General features: G+C 60.4%; 21 protein-coding genes. 4 read left to right on the top strand and 17 right to left on the bottom strand.

The features are described 5' to 3' along the window. Nucleotides 1-51 precede the first annotated feature (51 nt). The 13 genes from FH08_RS52605 to FH08_RS52595 all read right to left on the bottom strand — a co-directional run bounded on the left by FH08_RS52605 (nucleotide 52) and on the right by FH08_RS52595 (nucleotide 11888). Nucleotides 52-219 carry a hypothetical protein gene (locus tag FH08_RS52605; protein WP_160172490.1) on the bottom strand — a complete coding sequence of 56 codons (168 nt, stop codon included), beginning with the start codon at nucleotides 217-219 and terminating at the stop codon, nucleotides 52-54. A gap of 108 nt (nucleotides 220-327) precedes the next feature. Then, the gene (locus FH08_RS0121670; protein ID WP_031360366.1) at nucleotides 328-1929 is read right to left on the bottom strand and encodes an FAD-dependent monooxygenase; all 1602 of its coding nucleotides are present in this window, start codon (nucleotides 1927-1929) and stop codon (nucleotides 328-330) included. A 337-nt stretch (nucleotides 1930-2266) separates the two neighbouring features. Continuing rightward, on the bottom strand, nucleotides 2267-2425 hold the full coding sequence (locus FH08_RS54410) for a cupin domain-containing protein (RefSeq protein WP_160172489.1): 159 nt from the start codon (nucleotides 2423-2425) through the stop codon (nucleotides 2267-2269). 281 nt (nucleotides 2426-2706) lie between these two features. Further along, nucleotides 2707-3081 (bottom strand): VOC family protein, encoded by a 375-nt coding sequence (locus FH08_RS0121660; RefSeq protein WP_031360365.1) that lies wholly within the window; start codon nucleotides 3079-3081, stop codon nucleotides 2707-2709. Between the two features lie 32 nt (nucleotides 3082-3113). Then, a complete protein-coding gene (locus tag FH08_RS0121655) occupies nucleotides 3114-3836 on the bottom strand; it encodes a helix-turn-helix transcriptional regulator (protein WP_031360364.1) in 723 nt (240 codons plus the stop codon). 261 nt (nucleotides 3837-4097) lie between these two features. After that, nucleotides 4098-4589, bottom strand: coding sequence for a hypothetical protein (locus FH08_RS0121650; protein WP_235210442.1), 492 nt, complete (start codon nucleotides 4587-4589; stop codon nucleotides 4098-4100). Between the two features lie 455 nt (nucleotides 4590-5044). After that, nucleotides 5045-5815 (bottom strand): MipA/OmpV family protein, encoded by a 771-nt coding sequence (locus FH08_RS0121640; RefSeq protein WP_419178020.1) that lies wholly within the window; start codon nucleotides 5813-5815, stop codon nucleotides 5045-5047. Nucleotides 5816-6025: 210 nt separating this feature from the next. Then, the gene (locus tag FH08_RS49570; RefSeq protein ID WP_152602882.1) at nucleotides 6026-6598 is read right to left on the bottom strand and encodes a DUF4136 domain-containing protein; all 573 of its coding nucleotides are present in this window, start codon (nucleotides 6596-6598) and stop codon (nucleotides 6026-6028) included. Nucleotides 6599-6617: 19 nt separating this feature from the next. After that, on the bottom strand, nucleotides 6618-9068 hold the full coding sequence (locus FH08_RS0121630) for a CHASE2 domain-containing protein (protein ID WP_051888426.1): 2451 nt from the start codon (nucleotides 9066-9068) through the stop codon (nucleotides 6618-6620). Between the two features lie 9 nt (nucleotides 9069-9077). Beyond that, a complete protein-coding gene (locus FH08_RS0121625; RefSeq protein WP_152602881.1) occupies nucleotides 9078-10436 on the bottom strand; it encodes a FecR domain-containing protein in 1359 nt (452 codons plus the stop codon). A 68-nt stretch (nucleotides 10437-10504) separates the two neighbouring features. Further along, a complete protein-coding gene (locus FH08_RS0121620) occupies nucleotides 10505-11203 on the bottom strand; it encodes a response regulator transcription factor (protein ID WP_031360358.1) in 699 nt (232 codons plus the stop codon). A 109-nt stretch (nucleotides 11204-11312) separates the two neighbouring features. After that, nucleotides 11313-11720 carry a hypothetical protein gene (locus tag FH08_RS0121615; RefSeq protein ID WP_051888424.1) on the bottom strand — a complete coding sequence of 136 codons (408 nt, stop codon included), beginning with the start codon at nucleotides 11718-11720 and terminating at the stop codon, nucleotides 11313-11315. A 15-nt stretch (nucleotides 11721-11735) separates the two neighbouring features. After that, entirely contained in the window at nucleotides 11736-11888 is a 153-nt protein-coding gene (locus FH08_RS52595) for a hypothetical protein (protein WP_160172488.1), read from the bottom strand. Nucleotides 11889-12399: 511 nt separating this feature from the next. On the opposite strand from FH08_RS52595, the gene FH08_RS0121605 reads away from it, so the two are divergent. Continuing rightward, a complete protein-coding gene (locus tag FH08_RS0121605; RefSeq protein ID WP_031360356.1) occupies nucleotides 12400-13197 on the top strand; it encodes a substrate-binding domain-containing protein in 798 nt (265 codons plus the stop codon). 65 nt (nucleotides 13198-13262) lie between these two features. Continuing rightward, nucleotides 13263-13868, top strand: coding sequence for a pyridoxamine 5'-phosphate oxidase family protein (locus FH08_RS0121600; RefSeq protein WP_031360355.1), 606 nt, complete (start codon nucleotides 13263-13265; stop codon nucleotides 13866-13868). Here the strand turns inward: FH08_RS0121600 and FH08_RS0121595 are convergent. Further along, the gene (locus FH08_RS0121595; protein ID WP_051888423.1) at nucleotides 13865-14965 is read right to left on the bottom strand and encodes a zinc-binding dehydrogenase; all 1101 of its coding nucleotides are present in this window, start codon (nucleotides 14963-14965) and stop codon (nucleotides 13865-13867) included. The genes FH08_RS0121600 and FH08_RS0121595 overlap by 4 nt on opposite strands. A gap of 90 nt (nucleotides 14966-15055) precedes the next feature. On the opposite strand from FH08_RS0121595, the gene FH08_RS0121590 reads away from it, so the two are divergent. Together FH08_RS0121590 and FH08_RS0121585 are read left to right on the top strand one after the other, a co-directional pair. After that, a complete protein-coding gene (locus FH08_RS0121590; protein ID WP_051888434.1) occupies nucleotides 15056-15967 on the top strand; it encodes a LysR family transcriptional regulator in 912 nt (303 codons plus the stop codon). A gap of 121 nt (nucleotides 15968-16088) precedes the next feature. Continuing rightward, entirely contained in the window at nucleotides 16089-17333 is a 1245-nt protein-coding gene (locus tag FH08_RS0121585) for a GGDEF domain-containing protein (RefSeq protein WP_063771221.1), read from the top strand. A gap of 106 nt (nucleotides 17334-17439) precedes the next feature. Here FH08_RS0121585 and FH08_RS0121580 read toward each other — a convergent pair whose 3' ends face one another. Genes FH08_RS0121580 through FH08_RS0121570 form a run of 3 tightly spaced genes read right to left on the bottom strand, consistent with a single transcriptional unit; the run spans nucleotide 17440 to nucleotide 20353 of the window. Further along, entirely contained in the window at nucleotides 17440-17958 is a 519-nt protein-coding gene (locus FH08_RS0121580) for an ureidoglycolate lyase (RefSeq protein WP_031360351.1), read from the bottom strand. 6 nt (nucleotides 17959-17964) lie between these two features. Continuing rightward, nucleotides 17965-18975, bottom strand: a complete 1011-nt coding sequence (alc, locus tag FH08_RS0121575) for an allantoicase (RefSeq protein ID WP_031360350.1) — start codon at nucleotides 18973-18975, stop codon at nucleotides 17965-17967. A 49-nt stretch (nucleotides 18976-19024) separates the two neighbouring features. Continuing rightward, nucleotides 19025-20353 carry a C4-dicarboxylate transporter DctA gene (locus FH08_RS0121570; RefSeq protein ID WP_031360349.1) on the bottom strand — a complete coding sequence of 443 codons (1329 nt, stop codon included), beginning with the start codon at nucleotides 20351-20353 and terminating at the stop codon, nucleotides 19025-19027. Between the last annotated feature and the right edge of the window lie 222 nt (nucleotides 20354-20575).

Below are 20575 nucleotides of genomic sequence, written 5' to 3'. Positions count from 1 at the left end.
GGTTTCCGCGCTCTCATCGGCCGATATCACGATCACCGGTAACGACGGCCGCTACGCCTTCAATCGGCCAAGCGCGCTGCAACCGTGGCCGTCAGGAAGGTCGAGATCGAGAAAAACGATGTTCAGGAGCTCGCCGAGTGCGTGACTCACGCCTTGCGACAACGTACTCGCGTGCAGCAACTCGATGTCCGGAAAGAGGTCTCTCAGCAGCAGTGCCAATCCGGCTCTAATAGCTCGTGATCATTGACGATCAGTACGCGCGTTCCATCGTCTCTCCGGAACACCTTCGGGGCGAGCTGCAATTACTCCGACCCGCCGCGCCTCAAATCAGTCGAGCTCTATCGAACGCCGCAACCATCCTTTCACCGCCTCTTTCGAACAGTGACGGCTACGCCAGCCGATATGCCCATCAGGCCGTACTCCCCACACCGTGCCGCCTGGGGCACGAAACGCGGTAGTGAATTCGTTTGCCGCATCGGTCAGCACAGTGATCTGCTCGTTGGGAGGCACTTCGCATCCCGGTGCAGCGATCAGCACCGCAGACGCCAGCTCGTGAGGCAAGGCATCGAGCGCAGAGGAACCCTCGACGAACGCATCATATTGAATGCCGGGTGCATCGATATAGCCGAGCAAGACATGCCGGCCCCGGCCGACACATTCATGCAGCCGACGCGCATGCCCGACGAACGTCTGCCGGAGGCTCCCTAGTTCGGGAACCCGGTCGCCGGGCGCGGGTAACGTCGCGTCCATGTCTGGACACTCGTCGGAGACGATGCGGCTACCTCGATAGGTCACAAGCAACTGGGTTTCGCGCATGGCCGGTGTCGCCACCCCGCGAGCGAGCACCGCATTCAATGCTGCGCTGGTGGACTGGACGACGTCGACTCCGACGGGATGCCGTTCTTCCGAATAGCTCTCGAGCAATTCAGGCTGTGCGAGACCCTTGGCCGCAAGCGTTAGCTTCCACGCCAGATTGTGTGCATCCTGCAACCCCGTATTCATGCCCTGACCGCCTACCGGAGGATGGATATGCGCGGCGTCGCCGGCGATAAACACGCGACTTCGAGCGTAAGCCGGCACGATGCGATGGCTGACACGATAGACCGATGACCAGCGCATGGACGACAACTGCGTGCCATCGGGCAATGCCGGCTGGAGCAACGCGCGCATCGTATCGAAATCGGGCGAAGGGGTATTGGCGAGCGCCACAGCCCTTTCTTCAGGCACGACGACCGAGAGGCGATAGCGCCGCGCCGAGCCACGAATCGGAACCGCCGCGAGCGACGCTTTCGGGCGTGCGCCAGCACTCCAGTCGAAGCGATACATGGGTCCCCGGGGCAAGTCCCACTCCACGTCGAGATCGGCGAGCGCGAATGTCTGCGGGTAATGACCGCCTTCAAACGGAAGACCGAGCGTCGAGCGAACCTTGCTGTGCGCGCCGTCACAGCCCACGAGCCAACGGCAGCGCAAGGTGTGCGCTTGCCCGTGAGGGTCGGTGAGTTGTGCATGGACCGCGCCCTCGTGCTCTTCGAAAGCGATCAGCTCGACGCCATACTCGACACGTCCGCCATGCGTCGCGAGTGCGGCCTCAAGCAGGCGTTCCGTTTCAAACTGCGCGAGCGACAACGAGCCGTACGGCAGGCCTTGCGTCGGGACACTCATGCTGCGCGCGGAGTCCCGGACACCATCCTGCCAGGATTCAATGCCGGTTAGCCATGTGCCGGCCTCAATCGCGCGTTGGGCGATGCCGATGTCCTCGAAAATTTCGATGGTGCGCGGGGTGACCCCAAGCGCCTTGCAGTAGAAAATTCGGGCGGCCATAGAGTCGATGAGACGCACATCGACACCATCTCGTCGCAACTCTGTCGCGAGCAGTAGACCGACCGGGCCGGCGCCAACGATCAGGACGTCTGTAGCAGCATTTAGCATGTCAATGAACCCTCAATGATGAGTGGCGGGAATCATTGTTTTGTAACGCGGAGCTATCGATTCCACATACAAATTACCGGGCCGAGCAGGTCTACCGAAGCGACGCACTCGCGCGTCCGAGCATGCGTGAGGCGGCAGCAGCTAACGGCAAACGACTCGAACGCATATTGGGAGTGAGACTCACCGGCTTTCGTCAAAATGTAGTCTCGATTTCAACTGTTTGCGCGCATTTTCGACAATACGGGCAGCTGTGTCGAACGGACGTTCCTGGCCGATTCTGATCTTCGCGGAACCCACCCTTTGCCGGACAATTCAGAGTTCAGAATTAACGCCGAGTTTAAGGATTCGGCGGCGTAACCGACAAGATGATCTCGGTTTGCTTGTCCGACTCATTCCGATATCGATGCGCTAGCCGCCCGTCGAAGGAAACGCTTTCACCACCGACGACGGTGTAGTCGACACCAGCAACTTCAGCGATGAGTTCGCCCGCGACCACACGGACGCACTCCGTTAAATCTTGAACCGCCTGTCGGATGACACAGAAAGTGAAAACTGTGACTGGTAAGTGGAAAACTACTGACACGGTTAGTGAAATAATCCGGGCGGCTGACACGCTAGTGCGAAGACTCGGCCTTCCGTGACGGTCGCAAAGCGACCCTGTATAGGGATGTTCGCATCTCTCTAAAACGGCCGTTCGTAAATGAACGACAGCGAAGCTACGGGCGGCTGCGATGAGGAACTGAAGTCGGGGAAGTTACCGTGCTCCAGCGGGTTTCCTCAACGCTTAGGTCGAGAGAATATGTTAACGAGATTCCCATCCGGGTCACGCAGCAACAGCGAGCGATTGCCCCACGGCATCAACGTTGTCGGCATAACGATGTCTGTCCCCGAAGCGTTCATTCGTTCGAACACTGCGTCAACGTCCTCCACTTCAAACTCCAGGATCGCCGACTGATTCGCAGCCGCGATGGCGGCACCGACATTAAAAAGCTTAATCAGGTGCTCAGACGAAATCGCAAGCGTCGCTCCTTCGAATTGTATTTCAGCAAACCCATCGGCCGGCCGCGCAGCCCCGAGACCGGAAAGCCTTTGGTAAAACTCGACCAGACCTTCAATATCCTGGGTAACAACACGAACAGATGCGAACTTCATTTTGAGCTCCTGGCTAAGAAAGGAAACTCAGTTTAATGGTCGATGCTGTCAGATTCTGGCAGTATTGTGCGGCTAGCTACGTGATTGACCTTACGCCACTCTCGAAGCAGCGTTGACCGTCTTTTGGGGTAGCGCTCCTCCATCTGCTCGACGTTCAAGATTCGGTCCGATCGGAAATTCCGAAAATCTGCTCGAAGCTCGCACCAACACATTAGCACCCGGGCTTGGTCGAAATACACCAGAGCAAATGGCCAAACTACACGCTGCGAGTTAATACCGCTGCCGTCCGCGTAAGTAATATTAAGCTTTCGCTCCGCCCGCACTGCGGCACGTAGAAGGTCTTGCGAGACCTTGTGGGCAGGTCTCTTCAACGGCGCACCGACTAGCAGCGACGATTCCTCCAGTTCTCGACGCAGTTCAGTGGGTAGTACAGCTGCTACCTTCGCAAGTGTGCTCAGCGCGCCGTCCGATAGCGTCTTGTCGCAGCGATCAGCCACCCAGCGCATGCCAAGAACCAAGGCGTCGAGTTCCTCTGAGCGGAACATCATTGGCGGCAGCATGAAGCCCGGTTTCATAACGTATCCAACGCCCGGCTCCCCCTCGATCATTGCTCCTTGCGCTTGCAGACTGGCGATGTCCCGGTATAGCGTTCGGATGCTCACGCCAAGCTTCTCGGACAAAGCTTGACCACTTACGGGGCGTCGACAACCCCGTAACACTTGCAAGAGATTAAGGAGACGTTCGGAGCGTGGCATACGCTGATCCTGATCGACACTCCAGTAAGTCGACGACACCATCGGTGGCTTCGAGCCGCATAACAATTGGTTGCTTCCAGATAAGAGATTGCATTGTTAACGATCTATAAGACTCTGTCGAACGTCTCCAGTTGGCCGATTGCCAACAATCCAGACCGGAGAGTTCTGATCGGACTCGGAGCGGATACGCTGGGTGATTCTTTGTCACGGCGATCGTAACCCGGCGCGACCAGACATTTTGTCGCCCCACAAAACGGCCAGTCACGTCTTAATCATCTCGATGCCGTTGTCGGCACACCATTGCCTCAGTGCGCTTTCGACAGAGTCGGCTTCAAACGTAAACCAGGCTTCGAGAACGCCTTCGTGCTGCAGCAGATCCTTGAAGCGCGAGTAAGCGCCTTGCCGTTGGAAAAATCCTTCGACCTCGTCGTAACGCGCAGGCAACTCTTGAGCGACAAAGCGCAAGGCGAGCCTTCTTCCGAGATCGAGATCGCTTTTATGCGGTATCGCAAGGTAGCGATCCGAAGATTCAAGGTCGTCAGGAACCTCCTCGTCGAATGCGTCGATGGAATCAGATGTGCAATAGACTTCGCCCGTATCAAGCGAGACGTACGCGTTGTGCTCCATCAGCGATGCGGAGCTAATGAAGTCCAAGGCCATAGAAAGATCGTCGTATTTGACCGCGACCATGGCTCTACTCCCATAGGTTGTGACGTCCGAGTTGGACGTGCCCCAGCGATCGATATCCGGCATGACCCGTCCAACAGCGAACATTTCGGCCCTTAGTTCGTGACTCAGGAAGGTGTCCCTGGTGTGTTCACCAATGTGGTCAAGTCGAACCGTTCACGGAACTGCGGTGCCGGCTCCGCGTTAGCCCCGCTGCAATACCCAGCGAGCGTCGAGCCGATGCGTCTCCCGTGAATTTTAGGCCATTTGAACGCACGCCGATGGCCGAGATGGAATGGACACAGCCCTCCCACCAGACGTGTGCTTCCGGCCCCCAGCCGGCTGTCGCGAAGGGCGTCCACCAGCGTCAAGCGGACGATGAGAACACAATAGTTTTTTTCGCTTACTGACGCCGTGCGAGACGGTTATTTCACTTTCCGTGGCACGTGCAGGGCGCCCGGTGCCACTGTTTCTGAAAATCGCTTTAAATTCAAAGACCAACTTTTCAGGAATGGTGTCGCCCGGCACCACCAGAAGTCAGTTCACTTGAACCGATAATTCACCGCAGCCAGAAAATTCAATTCAGTTCTTTGCTCGGTGATCGGGCTATGCCCTGCGTTGTGCTCCAACCGGCCGGCCGTGAGCGAGACCGATCCCACCCATTTCTTCGAAAAATCGTAGCTGACGTAGGTGTTGAGGTGAACGTCCCGGATGCCCGAACTCGTGTCGTAGACCGGCAAACCGGAAGCAGCACTTTGACTCGCGGACACGCCAAACAGCGTACGGTTATAGACGGCATTGGCCCATGTCACGCCGGGCCCGACCGACACCAGCAGCTTCGAAGTAAGTGGCATATTCGCCACCAGATCCCCACTGACGAGCAACCCCTGCCCCGTCCCCGCGATGTCCTGATAAGCCGCGACCGAGCCCGTCAACAGCGACACCGAATAATCCGCAAACACTTTCAGCTTGGGCCCGTAATGCACATTACCCAGGCCGTGAAGACGCGGATCGTCGGACTCGTTACGCGATTGAAAATCGAAGCTGATTGCCGTACCGAAGTGATACGCCGGACCTTTCAGGAGGTTGATGCCGAGTACGTCGAGACCTTGCGAGAAGATCCGGTCATCGTAGGAAATATCGAGCGATGGCAGCGGCAGCACCTGGAACGCACGGGAACCGGGGTATTTCGGCGACACCATCAACGCGGGGCCGATCGAGACTTTCCATGGATCGGCGGAAGCGGCGCTCGCATTGGGGGAAGCGCCGACATCAGGCGCAGTGCTTGGCTCGTCCGCAATGGCGTTCGTCAGCCAAACGCAAGCAAACGAGATTACGGTGCAACGGCAAAAATCGGCAAACTTCACTGCGGGTTCCCTGGCATGTCGAGTCCTTCGGGCTCGTGTGGACTGAACGGCTTCAGCGGCTTGGGCGTCGCCTGCAATGCTCGCCGCTTCGTTCAGGCGCAAGAATACGCCAATCTCCGCACGCCAATCTCCCGCATGCCGATCAACCGCCAGCCGCTAATCACAGTGCGCGACCTCGCGCCGTCCGGCATTGTGCATGGGAAAGTCCGCGAACGCACAATTCATGAGGCTGTGCAGCACCGCGCTACCGGCTGGGTCGCGATCCGTATGCGTGACGCTCACCTGATAACTCAACGCCCCGCTCGAGCGCTCGACGAACTGGATGGTCAGCGCATGAACGTAGTGCTTGCGCCCAAACCATTCCTTCTGTGGCGCCACATCGTCGCATGCGCTTTCGGGTGCGCCGGTGCACTCGGCGTGCACACGCACAGCTTGCGGACGCGTTGCATAACCCAGCTTGACGAGGTAGTCCGCGCTGTTCGCAGGCGCGTGCCGCAAGCCCTTTGCGGCCAGTGCTTCATCAAGCCAGCGAGCGGTGGCAGCGTCGGTCACCACGCTGGTCACGGCGTCTCCCTGAGCCTGGATACTCGATGATTGCAACGCATAGGTCTTAGCGTCCGTCGTCGCGAAATCTCCACTGTAGGCACTGATCCTCACCGGCGGTTCGCTGGCGCACCCGCCGAGAAGCGCGAGAAAGAAAATGGCGCATGCCATCGATCGTAGGTTCACTTCATTCCCCAAAAAACGTTCATTGCTTCGGCGCACCGGGTTGTTCGCCGCTCGCTTCGCGCGGCTCGATTGTCTGCGAGCGCAAGGTGATCGTCACTGTTGTCCCCTGGTCCGGCGCGCTTTGAATCGCGATCTCGCCCGCGTGGCGGCTGATCACCGTCTTCACGAATGCCATCCCCAGCCCGGTGCCGTCGCTCGGCGGCTGGCCATCGAGATGAAAGCGCCGGAAGCGTTCGAACAAATGTGCCTGCTGCTCAAGCGCGATACCGTAGCCCGCGTCGCGCACCACGCACACGATCGCGCCCGGCAACTCCGTGACGATACAGTCGACGCGCGTGCCGGGCGGGCTGTATTTCACCGCGTTGCTGAGCAGGTTGATGAGCGCGCGCGTCATCAGCGACCGGTCGGCCAGGACCCAGAAAACCTGGCCTTCGCTGTCGCAACGCACCTCGATGTCCTTCGCGTTCGCAAGCGGCCAGATTTCGTCGCTGGCGTCGATCGCGAGTTCGTGCAGGTTCAGCAGCTCGAGGCTGTAGTGCTGAGACTCGGCGCGGGCGAGTTGCACAAAATCATCAGCCAGCGCAAGCGCGCGGCGCGCGTAACGTTCCACGCGCTCCATCAACTCCATCGCCGGCTTTGAGTCGATGCGCGGCCGCTCGGTGTCGAGCAACGCGATAATCGACGCCTGCGGTGAGCGCATGTCGTGAGACAGCAGATGCAGCATGTCGTCGCGCTGACGCTCGGAAGCGTGGAGCGCGGTGATATCGACCCAACTTGCGATCCATCCAAGCGATTCACCCGTGCTGGTCGTGCAGGGCGCGTACCGCAGCATGTGATCGCGGCCCTGGCGATCGCGCACTTCAATGCCGTGCATCATCACGGCAGTGTGCCGCTCGACGCGCGGGTCGAGCATCGCCGGCCATGACATTCCGCTGGGCAGCGCGCCGCTGCTGTCTTCATCGACGGGACGCACGAAGTGGAACTCGCTGAAGATCTGCACGATGGACATGTCGTTGAAACGCATGGGTCCGAAATGCAGCCGTGCGGGATCATTAACCATCAGAATGCGGCCGTTGCGATCGCAGACCATGATCGGCTCGGGCAAGCTGTTCAAGCTGTCCCAGATGAACTGCCGCATATTGCGCTGGCGCTGCACGGCCTGACGCGTCAGCGCGATCAGGCGCTCGAGCAGATCGCCTGCCGTGCCCTGCGGTTTCTGGTCGGCCCCAGGCAGCAGGTTGGGCTCGGCAGCCAGCAGACGCAACTCCTGGCCGAGATACGACATCGCGACCTCGAGACGCCGCCAGCTCCACAACAGATAGATCAGCGCCAGGCCGCCCAGTGCCGGCACGGGCGAAAGCCACCGCGAGCGCAGATACACCAGGCAAGCGCTCGCAATCAGGCTGGCGCCACCCAGTGCGATCGTGAGCATGAGTGACTGCAACGGCGACACCACCAGCAGGGCCGCGAGCAGGATGCAGACCGGCACGAGGCTCACCCAGCCAGCCGCCTTGTTGCTTACTGGTTCGATGGCGCGGCCGTCGAACAACGCGTCGAGGATGGTTGCGTAGATATCGACACCGGGGAGTTCACCCACTTCGCCGGAGATCGGCGTGGCAAAGCGGTCACGCAGGCCGGCCGCAGTTGCGCCGACCAGCACGATCTTGCCTGCGAAGAATTCAGGCGGCACCGCGCCCTGCATCGCCGCCGCGAACGACACGCGCGGATAGTCCAGCGACGTGCGCGAGAACGGGATCATCATCCGATGTGCGCGCTTCAGGTCGCCCTCGCCCGCCGGTTCCGACGCCGCGAACGCCGTGTCGGTCGCCGCCCTTTCGATCCCGGGCAGCGCTGCATCCGGCCCTCGCAACGCCTGATACACCGGCACCGTAATGCTCGGCCACCAATCCTTGCCGCTGCCTTCGAACAGCGAGACGCTGCGCACGATACCGTCGTGATTCACCTCAAGGTCGATATGACCCACGCCCGCCGCCGCCTCGCGCAACACCGGGACGGGTTCGACTACGGCGGGCTCGTTTTGGTTGACGGGCAGCCGGTCGACGAGCAGCGGCAGATAGGTCGGCACATGCTTCATTGCCGCGGCGAAAACGGCGTCGCCGGGAGTGGGTTCGGTGAACAGCACGTCGTACGCGACGCTCGCCGGCTTGGCCTTCGCAAGTTGCGTCAGCAGCGCCGCGTGGGTCTCGCGTGGCCACGGCCAGCGCCCGAGTTCCGCGATGCTCTCGTCGTCGATCGCGACAATCACAATGCCGTTCGACGGATGGCCCGCGGCGTGCAACAACAACTGATCGTAGAACAGGAAACTGGCGCGTTCCGTCAGTGGGCTCACTACGCCAAAGAGCACCGCGGCCACTCCCACCACGCCGATCAGCGTCCACTCCAGCAAGAAGCGCTTGCCGATCGATGGCGCGAGCCAGCGCCGGTTGTGGAAGGGGAAGCGCCATGGCATGGGTGGCGCCTACCGCGTTTGAGTGAACGACCGGATTTCACTCGGAATGGACAGGAGCCGGCCGTTCTCGAAGGTATCGACAACAACCGTCCAGTAGTACTTTCCTGGCGGCAGATTCGCCACCGTCATCTCGCCTCCCGCCACATCGAGCAAGTCGATATACGGCGCGCTCAGGTCCGCATGATCCGACAGGATGAACCGATACCGCGCGCCCTTTGCCTCCCCATCGACATGCCAGCGGAATGTGTAGCCATTCCCGTCGATGGGCGTGGCCGCCGCGTTGGTGGTATCGAGATGACGGCTGAACGTGAACACTTGCGGCAAGCCATCGATACTGTGGGTGTCGGTGGCCGAGACACGCACGAAATAGTTGCCGTCAGGAATGTTGTCGAACGCCGCGTGCAGGCCGGTGGTGCGCTGGTCGCGAAGCAGGTCGAGGAAATCGGCATCGGTCGCGATCTCCGTACGGTACGCGCCCGCGCTCGCGACCGGCATCAGGTCGAAGGCGACTTCCGGGGCGTTCTGCAACTTGCCCGGATCGGCAATCTCCGGCGGATCGAGCAGCCGTACCGGAGCGCCGGCGGCGTTCCCCGTGCGCGTCAGGTTGCCGTAGCCGGCCAGCACGAGCGTCTGCGCGCCTCCCGGGACAGGCTGCGGAGCAGACGTGCTGTTGGCCGCTCCGTCCGGCCCTGCTCCATCCACGCCGATCTTGCCCGCCAGCACCTCGACGGTAGTCGCATCCTGCGCGGACAGGTAGTTCACCCGGAAACGCGTGCCGCGTACACCTGCCACCACTGACGGCGTAATGACCCGGAACGAATCGCGCGGGTTCTTGAACGGCGTGACGTCGGTTGTGACCTCGCCTTGCTTCAGGTCGAACTGGCGATCGACCGCACCGGTCAGCAGCGTGGTCCGCAAGCGGCCGATGTGGATCCGGCTGCTCGATGGCAACACGACATGCGAGCCGTCGGGCAACGTCATGGAGACAAATGCGTCGCGGCCAGTGCTGATTTCGTCGCCCTCCATCAGCAGCGTCCCCGCGCTCACCGGCAGCGGGGGTGCACCCGCCGTATCAAGCTTCTCGACACTGCCGCGCACCGCCACTACCTTGGCTGTCAGCAGTGTCTGCCTGAGCCGCGAGGTGGGGATAGAAAGACGGGCGTTGACCTGCAAGTGCCGCGGATTCGCCACGTGATTGATGTCGCGCAACAGCCGCCAGTCGGCAGGACTCTGCATATAACGGTCCGCGAGCGTGAAGAGCGAATCGTCCGCGCGCACCACGTAAGGCGTCATGTCCTGCGGCGGCACGCGTTTGGCATAGGCCGGCTGGATCGAACAGATCATCGCGATGACACCGGCCACCGCCATTGCAGCATCCAGCCCTGAGTGCGAACGTTGATGCGCCGCCCAACCGCGCCTGTTTTTATGGAACCCGTTCACGGCGATTCATTCCCCACTTTTTCCAACCGGTAGCCGTAGCTGTAGATGGGTGTTATGCGGTAACCGTTTTGCGGCCGCAACACCAGCTTGGAGCGAATCTGCGAGACATGGGTATCGATAGTGCGCGACGGGATATCCACGTCCTGCCGCCACACCGATTCGCGAATATGGGAGCGTGATAACGGCCGCGACAGGTTGCGAAAGAGCAGCAGCGCCAGCTCGAATTCCTTCTGCGTCAACACGGCCGGAGTTTCACTGACCAGTGCGGTCTGGGTGGTCAGATCGAATCGATAGATGCCGTAGGTTTCCTCGGTCACGTCGTTCTGACTCATGTAGATCCGCCGCAGCAAAGCTTCCACGCGGGCGAGCAGCACAGGCCGCGACACCGGCTTGAGGATGTAGTCGTCGGCGCCGGCGTTAAGCATCTGGACGATGTCGCTTTCAACACTGCGGCTTGTCAGGAAGAGCACCGGCAGGTTCGTGGTGAGGTTTTGCCTGACCCATTTCAGCACGACGTCGCCCGGCATTTCCGGCATGTTCCAGTCGAGCAGCAGCAGGTCGTACGGCTGACGCCTCAGCTCATGGATCAGGCTCTTGCCCTCGGTGAAAACCTGGCAGGAGTGCCCGGCCGCAGTCAATGTCTGAGCCACGAACGCCGTCTGGCTCAGGTCATCGTCCAGCACACAAATCCGCATTGCCTGATATCCCGTTAAATAGTCAAGACGGCCTTGTCATTTATTTTGCTTGGACGCCGAATGCCGATGCAGATTAGCTGCTATTTTTATTATACTTTTTTATGCGAAATCAACGCATTTGAATCAGCATCCGGTCAAAGCTTTTCATGACATGATCCCACGCCGCATCCGAGTAATCCTCACGCGCCCGCGCGCACATGCACGCGAAAGCAATCAATCGCCGCGCCGTCTGCTCGCAATACGTCAGCGGCATTGGAACGGCTTCATCTTCCTCAATTCCAGCAAATCGATCCTGAGTGCGGTCTACCGAACGGTTTAGTTTCTCCAGTCGTGCCCGCAGAATATCCGCCAGCCACGGTATTTCGGCAGCGCACGAATCGGCATAAGCCTCGATTGCCGCACGAGCATGCGAATCCGACGCAAGATCCAGCGTCACATAATGTAAGCTGTCGACCGATTGCTCTGGCCGGATTTTCGACTTCCACGCAAGCGGGCCGCCGCTGGATTTATTCAACATTCAAAGCACCCCGGTTTAGTGACACGCAACGAGATTGCTTAGAAGCGATTGCACCGCGACGTCCTGCGTATGGCTCAGACCGGAATCCCGCAGCGTCAATAAACGGTTGCGCCAATAGTTCGCGTGAAAAATAGCGCCATTGGCGCCCATCGCGAGACAACGGGACATGATCCCTTCAATGTGGACTATTTCCGCATCGATTATTATCGACGCGCGATTTCCCTGGTATGGCGTTTTGGTATTCACTTGATATCCCCGAAACTGACGTCTTGTGCGCGGCGAGCCAGCCTCTCAGCGCTAAATAAACCAGATCGCCTTCATGGGTTCTCATCCCTCGGAGCGTGGCGCCGGGCATGTTTTTCCCCACTAATATTATTTACCGAAGGACAAACCAAAAATGTCTTTCGATGAAACACTCTACCGCCAATCACTGCGCTATTTCACGTACTTTTCAGTATTTGACAGTTCCACCAGAGAGCCTCGGCTTACATGGTCGGAGGCGTTGAAAGTACAACGTTTGGCTTTGAGCGGTAAGTTAATCGTCAGGCTAAGGCGGAAATCGTTTGCGCGTCTATTTGCGCCGAATAACACGGGGTGTTCCCTAACGACCATTACCTTCGATGCGTTTAAACTTCGTCGGCGCAAACGTTATCGGTTCATCTACTTTTTACGGTCATCCATGAAATCGTTCTTGCTGAAGCTTTCCGCATTCGCGTTCATCGGCGGCGTTGCGGCCGCGACCACTGCCACCACCGTTCATGCCGCGGAATTACATGTCATGAGTTCAGGCGGATTCACGGCGGCCTATAAAATCCTCGGGCCAAAATTCGCCACAGCAAGCGGCAATACGCTCGACACCGCCTTGGGCCCGTCCATGGGAAAAGCGCCCGAAGCGATCCCGAACCGGCTGGCCCGGGGCGAACCGGCGGACGTGGTGATCATGGTCGGCTACGCGCTCGACGACCTCATCAAGCAAGGCAAGGTAATGCCGGGCTCACGCGTGGAACTCGCCGATTCGGCCATCGGCATGGTCGTGCGCGCTGGCGCGCCGAAGCCGGACATCGGCACGGTTGCGGCGTTGAAGGACACGCTGCTGCACGCGAAATCGGTCGCCTATTCCGACAGCGCGAGCGGCGTGTACATACAGAACGAGTTGTTCAAGCGTCTTGGCATTGAGGACCACATCCGGCCCAAGGCCACCATGGTGCCGAAGATTCCGGTAGCGTCGGTGGTGGCCAACGGCGACTACGAACTCGGCTTCCAGCAAGTGAGTGAACTGCTGCCCATCCCGGGCGTAACGTTCGTCGGCAAGATTCCCGAGTCGGTTCAATCGATTACGCGATTTGCGGCCGGCATTCCGGTGGGCGCGCAACATCCGGCCGAAGCGAAAGCGCTGCTCGAGTATCTCGCCTCGCCGGAAGCGGCGCCGGTCGTCACGCAGACGGGACTCGATCCTGTTCCTGTCACGCCGCACTAGTCAGGTTACGTTCAGCCGGGCCTGCTAATGTACGGGCTGAACCCGGATCATTGAAGGAGCGCAGCATGTTGACGAGCGTCGAACAACTGGAAGATATCTACGGCAAGGCAAACGAGCGGTCGTTGCGCAAGGAGATTTCGTTCATCAGCGAAGACTATGCGGCATTCATTCTTGCGTCGCCGTTCGTGATGCTGGCGTCGGCGGGAGAGGACGGGCTCGACTGCTCGCCCAAAGGCGATGCCATGGGCTTCGTCCGGATCCTCGATGCCCATACGCTCGCCATTCCCGACCGCCCGGGCAATAACCGTATCGATACACTCAGGAACCTCGTGCACGACCCGCGCGTGGCCTTGCTGTTTCTCGTGCCGGGCGTGGGAGAAATGATGCGCGTGAACGGCCGTGCATCGATTGCCGACGACAGCGAGCTGCTCGCCTCATTCAGCGTCAACGGCAAACCGCCGCGCACGGTGATCCTCGTGCATGTGGAGTCCGTGTATTTCCATTGTTCGAAGGCGGTCGTGAGATCGGACTTGTGGAACGGGGAGAAATACGTCGACCGCTCAAGCTTGCCCTCGGCCGGCGCCATGCTGAAGAACGTAAGCGATGCCAGCTTCGACGGCGACGCCTACGACCGCGCATTGCCCGGCCGTCTCAAGACCGACCTGTACTAGGCGCCGCCCTGCTTCCACGCTTGGGGCGAGTCACCGCCTACCACGGTGCATTGCAGGCCCGACATGCGGCCGGCTTCATCAATAGCCGCTTCCAACTCCGCGAATGGAAACGTCTTCAATTCGACGGACGCAAGCGGCAACTGACGCGATGCAGCCAGCGCAACCAGCGCGAGATAGTCGGCGGGTGTGTACATGAAGTGGCCGATCAACTCCCAGTTGTTCAGCAGCATCTCGGAATAGGGAATCGGCAAGTCCACCTGCATGCTGCCCATCAGGACGAGACGCCCGGCGCGTCGCAAGCTTCTTAGCGCGGCGAGGGTGGCGTTGGCATCGGTTGCGTTGCCGACCATATCGAAGGCTAGGTCCGCTCCACCGCCCGACGCCGCACGAATGGCCGTCACGTCGCGCGCCGCGTCGCCCGAAAGCACGACCGGCACCACGCGGCCTCGCCCGAGTTCCACCAGCGTTTGCAGCGGCTCGGCGCGCCTGCCGAGCGCAACCACCCTGCTCGCGCCCATCGCCAGCGCAACGAGTACGGCCGCCGAGCCGAAGTAGCCGGTCGCACCGTTCACGATCACGGTTTCACCCGCCGCCAGCCGGCCGCGCCGCAAACCGCCGAACGGCACTGCGAACTTGCCTAGTATCGCGAGACGCTCGGCTGGGAGGTCGTCGAGTCCATCGAGCGGAATCAGCGTCGATGCCGGGAATTCCGCTACCTCACGCAAGGTGCCATGTGGAAATTCGGCGAGCATCGGCCCGCTGTCGGCGCCGAGGCCGGTCAGCGCGATGAGCACTTGCGCCGGTTCGCGTACCGTTTCATTGGCAATCCAGTACGGGTTGACCGCGACGCGCTGACCCACGCGAAACGACATCACGCCCTCGCCGACCGCTTCCACCCGGCCGACGCCGTTTGTCCCCGGCGAAAACGGTCCCGGCGGATACGCATAAGGCAACTTGCCTTCAACGTGAGCGCGCGTGTAGCTGAGCAGCGGCACCGCCTCCATCCGGACAGTCACCGCATTGCGGCGTGGCGCCGGTTGTGCAATGTCGCGTAGCGCCAGCGGCGTACCGGGTTCATCGAGCATCCAGGCTTTCATCTGTATTCCCCTTGGGATTGGTTGGACAGTTGAACTCTAGGTTCCGGGTACGTATTCTTGAAATCAATTAATGGAATGCGACCTATCAACATGATTGATCTTCGCGGTATCGACTTGAATTTGCTGGTGTCGCTTGACGCCTTGCTCGCCGAATCGAATGTCACGCGCGCGGCGCAACGGCTGCATCTGACGCAACCGGCTGTCTCGACGCAGCTTGCGCGGCTGCGGCAGATCTTCGGCGATCCGCTGCTGATTCCCGCCGAGACCGGCCGCGGCATGACGCGCAGCACGCGGGCGCTCGAGCTGATGGAGCCGCTGCATCTGGCCTTGAAGAATCTCGAAGCGGTCGTACGCCATCAATCCTCGTTCGATCCGCATACGGACCACCGCAGCTTTGTCATTGCCGCAAACGACAACGCCACGGCGGTGCTCGGCCAGCGGCTCATGGAGCAGTTGCCGACGCTGGCGGGGCCAGGCGTGCGGATCGCATTTGTCGTAGCCGACCAGCCGTCGATGGCGACCCGCCTTGAGCGCGGTGAAATCGATTTGTTATTGGGCTCGGAGCGGATGGTGCCGGCGTCGATGAAAGCCCGCAAACTCTTCGATGAGCATTTTGTCGTCGTCCAGCGCAAGGGGCATCCCCGCGGGACGGCGCCGCTCGATCTGGACACGTATTGCGCGCTGAATCATGTGCTGGTGTCGACGAGCGGCGGCAGTTTTCATGGCTTCATGGACGAACACCTGGACGCGCTGGGACGCGAGCGCCGGGTTGTATTGTCGGTGCAGCATTTCACGCTTGTGCCTGAATTGCTCGCACGCACGGACTATGTTTCGACGCTGCCCGCCCGCTTTGCCGAGCGTTATCGGGCGCGCCTCGATATCTTCGACCTACCGTTCGAGGCGCGCGGTTTTACGTTGTTCGCCGCGTGGCCGCCTCGCAATCAGGCCGATCCGGCGCACGTGTGGTTGCGTGACACGCTGGCGGCACTGGCCTCGACGTAAGGGTCTGACTTACCCATTCATCCCGCCGATATTGCGTTTCTTCCGGACGTCGACGCCCCGGGCCCGACACCCAAAATGACTTATGATGTGGCCCCAACCGCGACATCAGACATGGCGAGCGATGGCAGAACCAACCGAAATTCCACGCTTCGACGCAGAGACGAATTTCAAGCTTGACCGTCTATGGTCCGAGTTCGAAGACGCGTCAGTGGAAAAAGAGTTTCAGCGCCATCACCGGATCGCGAACCATACCTCCCTGATGCGCACGCTGGTCTTCTGCACGCTGTTTTACGTCGCTTTCGCGATTACCGACATAGCCGCCCTCGGTTATTCCCGTACCACCTTCGTGCTTTTGCTGGCGCGCTGCTGCGTTGCATTGACGGGTGTGATCAGCCTGCGCGTCGTAAGCTTCCCGCAGGTTTCCCTCGCCTCCGTGCGCGCGGCCGCGAGCGCGTTCGAAGTCGTCGGCTTCACTGTCTTCATGTTGATCACCTGGCTTCGTCCCACCGGAATGGCGGCGCACTGCATGTCCATGTGCATTCTGCTGATCGTGGTGTACAACTTCATTCAGAACAAGCTGCTCTGGGCTTTGCTCATATCCTTGACCGCGACGATCGCGTTTATCGCCATTTGCGCGGTATCGAAGACGCTCGACTCGTCGGCGTTGCTGACATCGTCGATGCTTCTGGCCTTCACCAATGTGCTCGGTTATGTCACCGCTCGCCGCCACAATCGCCTGGTCCGCGACCAGTTCTGCCAACACGCGATGTTGCGCAACCTCTCCGTGCGCGACTATCTCACCGGCTGCTTCAACCGGCGGTACCTGACCGATGTTCTGTTCGACGCAGAACTCCAGCGCACTCGAAGGTACAAGCTCAAACTCGCGGTCATCCTGTGCGACATCGACCACTTCAAGCAGATCAACGATACCCACGGCCACCCCGCGGGCGACGCAGTCTTGCGGACCTTCGCTGCCATGCTGTTTGCCCACACACGGCACCGGATCGACAGCGTGGTTCGCTATGGCGGCGAGGAATTCCTGTTGCTGCTTCCGCAAACGGACCTCGCCGGCGCGACGGTGCTTGCCGAGCGCATGCGCCAATCGTTCGAGCTGACGACCACGCGCGCGTGGGATGGCCGCGAAGTGCGGTCCACCGCGAGTTTCGGTGTAGTGGCTGTGAATTGCGCGGGCGAACCAGGTCTCGTGACCGAGGAAAGCCTGGTGGGCGCGGCCGATGCGCAGTTGTATCGCGCGAAAAACGCGGGGCGCAACCAGGTCTGCGCCAGTCCGGCACCGGACGAGTGGGGTACGACAACGGGCCGGGATGGCGGGCAAGAGGGCGTCGTAGCGGTTGCACAGCCCTAGCTTTTGAAGCGCGCTGTGTTTATCGGCTCGCGGACGCCAGCAACATCATGGATTTAAAGCCGGGCCATGCTGCGCGAACAAAAGCAGCAAGCCCGGTTATCAGCCTTCAGGCGGCCGACGAATAAACGAGATCTCCCTCTACCAGTTGGAAACTCTCCAATAGATAGGTTTCCTCACAATTCGCCTCCTTCCCGCCACGATCCACCACGATAAAATCCGCAGCAACATCGAGCACGATCAGCGGATGATGCCAGACGCCCCGCGCATAATTCACGCCCTGCCAGCCGCGCGTGAAAAACGCCCGCAGTTTCGATGCATCGAATTCACCCGCCGGCGCGACCACCACCAGATACGACACTACGCCGAGCGGCAAGAACGCCTGGCTGCCTAGCGGGTGACGCTCCATCATTGAGATCTCGATGGGTTGCGCACGCGGCTGACCCCGGAACACGTTGATGAGCGGCCGGCCGCCCTCGTCTGGGCCGACATCCACGCGCGCCAGATCGTGAAAGCGCTGGGTCGTGCCGCCGTTGATCGGAAAATGCTGCGCGCCGTCGAGTTCGATTACATCGCCGAACGGTTTAAACGCCGCGCGCGTCAGAGGTTCGAGCGTAAGCGTGTTCATGTCTTCTTACTCGATCGCACCGAACAGGCGCAAGCGCGACACGCCACCGTCCGGGAACATATTGAAGCGAACGTGCGTGACGGGACCAAGCGCCGCCACTTCACTTTCAAATCGATGGATATTGTCCGCCGACAACTTCTGTTGCGGCAGCAACACCGGCCAGAACATCGCCTGCGTGACAAGCGATTCGTCCGTGCCGCCGGTCACGCGTGCTGCTTGCAGCGAACAGCCATCGGGAAAATTGCCCTTGAAGTGGGCAGTATCGACTTCGATCGCATGGATCACGCCGGGGTGCGCCAGCGCCACGATCGCCCAGTCGTTGCCGGGCTCACGGCGACGCCGCGTCTCCCAGCCGTCGCCCATATCCACGCCGCGTCCAGGCATCAGCATTTGCGATGCGGGTCCGAAATGCTGGTTGTTCGCCGCGACCAGATAAGCGCCATTTTCAATCGCCGCGAGATCGACTCGCGTTCCTCGTTCAACGCGCGTCCAGTCCACTTTCGGCTGGCCATACACACGCAAGCGCGCGATCCCGCCATCGGGGTAGATGTTCACGCGCAAGTGCGTGTAGGCGCGGGTGTCGGAGATCGGCAGATAGTGGTGCTGGTTGCCCTGCAGCGTGGTCGCCGGCACGATCTCGCGCCAGTCAGCATCGTCTTGCGGCGTAGCGCTGTCGCTCGTGCAGGCATCGATGGACGCCGCCGGCGGGAAGTTGCCTGTGAAGTGGCTGGTATCCAAATCGATGCCGTGAATGGTGCCCGGCCGCGCGAGCTTGACGATGCAGAAATCGTAGCCGGTGGTGCGCTTGCGGCGCGTTTCCCAGCCGTCCATCCACTTGCCGTTGTCGTCGTACTTACCCGGGATGAAAACCGCCGGCTGCGGGTCGAGCATCCGCTCCTTGGGTGCGAAGAATTCATCGCTGGCGAAGAGCGCTGTGGCGCCAAGACGCGGATCGGCGAGGTTCATGAAGCGGCGGGTAAACGCCGGTGCGTTGGGGTCGAGAACGGGGCTAGCCATGATGTGAGTTCCTTTAAAACGATTCAGAGAATGGCGATGAGCACGGCGCTCAGACAGCGTGCGCGGGTTCGTGGACATGGCCTTGACTTGCGCCGGCGTGATCGGCCGGCACGAAAAGCAATTCGGCATCCTGGTTCAACACGCGCGTGGCGCGCACGCGGTCGATATCTTTCTCCCACACGGCCACGACCACCGTCGCGACGCAGTTGCCGATCAGGTTGGTGACGGCGCGCGCAATGCCAACGAACCAGTCCACCGGCAGGATCAGCACGAGGCCGAGCACGGGAATGGCCGGGATGGCGGAAAGCGTCGCCGCCAGGATCACGATGGCCGAGCCGGGAATGCCGTGCGCGCCCTTGGACGTCACCAGCGACACCAGCACGACTACTATCAGGTCGTGGATCGACAGCGGCGTATTGGTGGCCTGCGCGATGAAGATGACGGCGAGCGTGAGATAGATCGAGAAGCCGTCGAGGTTGAACGAATAACCGGTCGGGATCACGAGGCCAACGGTGGAATCCTTCACGCCCATCCATTCGAGCTTGCGCATGATCTGCGGCAGCACGGCGTCCGACGAAGCGGTGCCGAGCACGATCAGCAGTTCTTCGCGCAGATATCGCACGAGTTTGAAGATGCTGAAACCGGTGAGCCGCATCACCACGCCGAGCACGACGAACACGAACACGAAGCAGCTCACGTAGAACACGGCCACCAGCATGCCGAGTTGCTTCAGCGACTCGACGCCATAGGTCCCCGTCGTAAACGCAATCGCACCGAGCACGCCGAGCGGCGCGAGCTTGATGATGAAACCCATGACGCGGAAAAACACGTGTGACAGTTCATCGATAAAACTCGTCACGCGCTGCGCCTTCTCGCCCAGCAGCGAAAGCGCTGCGCCGAAGAGCACGGAGAACACCAGGACCTGCAGGATGTCGCCCTTCGCGAAGGCGTCGGTGGCCGTATCGGGGATGATCTTGAGCAGGAAGCCAGCCGTGTCCTTCAGGCTTTTCGCGTGTTCGGTGTAGGTGGCGAGCGAACCGGCGTCGAGCGTATGAAGGTCGATATTCATGCCCACACCCGGCCGGGTCGCATACGCGAGCACAGCGCCGATCACGAGCGCGATTGTGGTCATCACCTCGAAATAGACCACCGACTTCAGCCCGACACGCCCGACCTTCTTCAGGTTGCCCGCGCTTGCCATGCCGGAGACGACCACGCAAAACACGATCGGCCCGATCACCATCTTGATGAGCTTGAGGAAACCGTCGCCGAGCGGTCTCAGCGATTGCGCGAAATGGGGAAACACCGCGCCAATCACAATGCCCGCGACCAGCGCGATCATGACCCGCCCAAACAGGGAATTAAGAAATCTCAACACGGTGTGTCTCCTCGGTGTCGCACGGCACGGGATTGATGACTATGCTAACTGTTCAGACTGGTCGGACCAGTTGCTGATGAGGAATATTAGAAAGCCGATATAGTGGAGTCAAGATCCGTTTGATAGCGGTTTACCCGGCGTTTTCAGCTTTCATTCTTCCGAAAAATCTCGATGAGGCAGACGCTTGGCGGTGTCGCGCCTACAATGGCGGTCAGACCGCCC

It is taken from the genome of Caballeronia sordidicola, from assembly GCF_000729995.1.
In the GTDB taxonomy this organism is placed as follows: domain Bacteria; phylum Pseudomonadota; class Gammaproteobacteria; order Burkholderiales; family Burkholderiaceae; genus Caballeronia; species Caballeronia sordidicola_A.
Note: the sequence above shows the minus strand (reverse complement) of the source record. Positions and strands in the feature narration are given on the sequence as shown.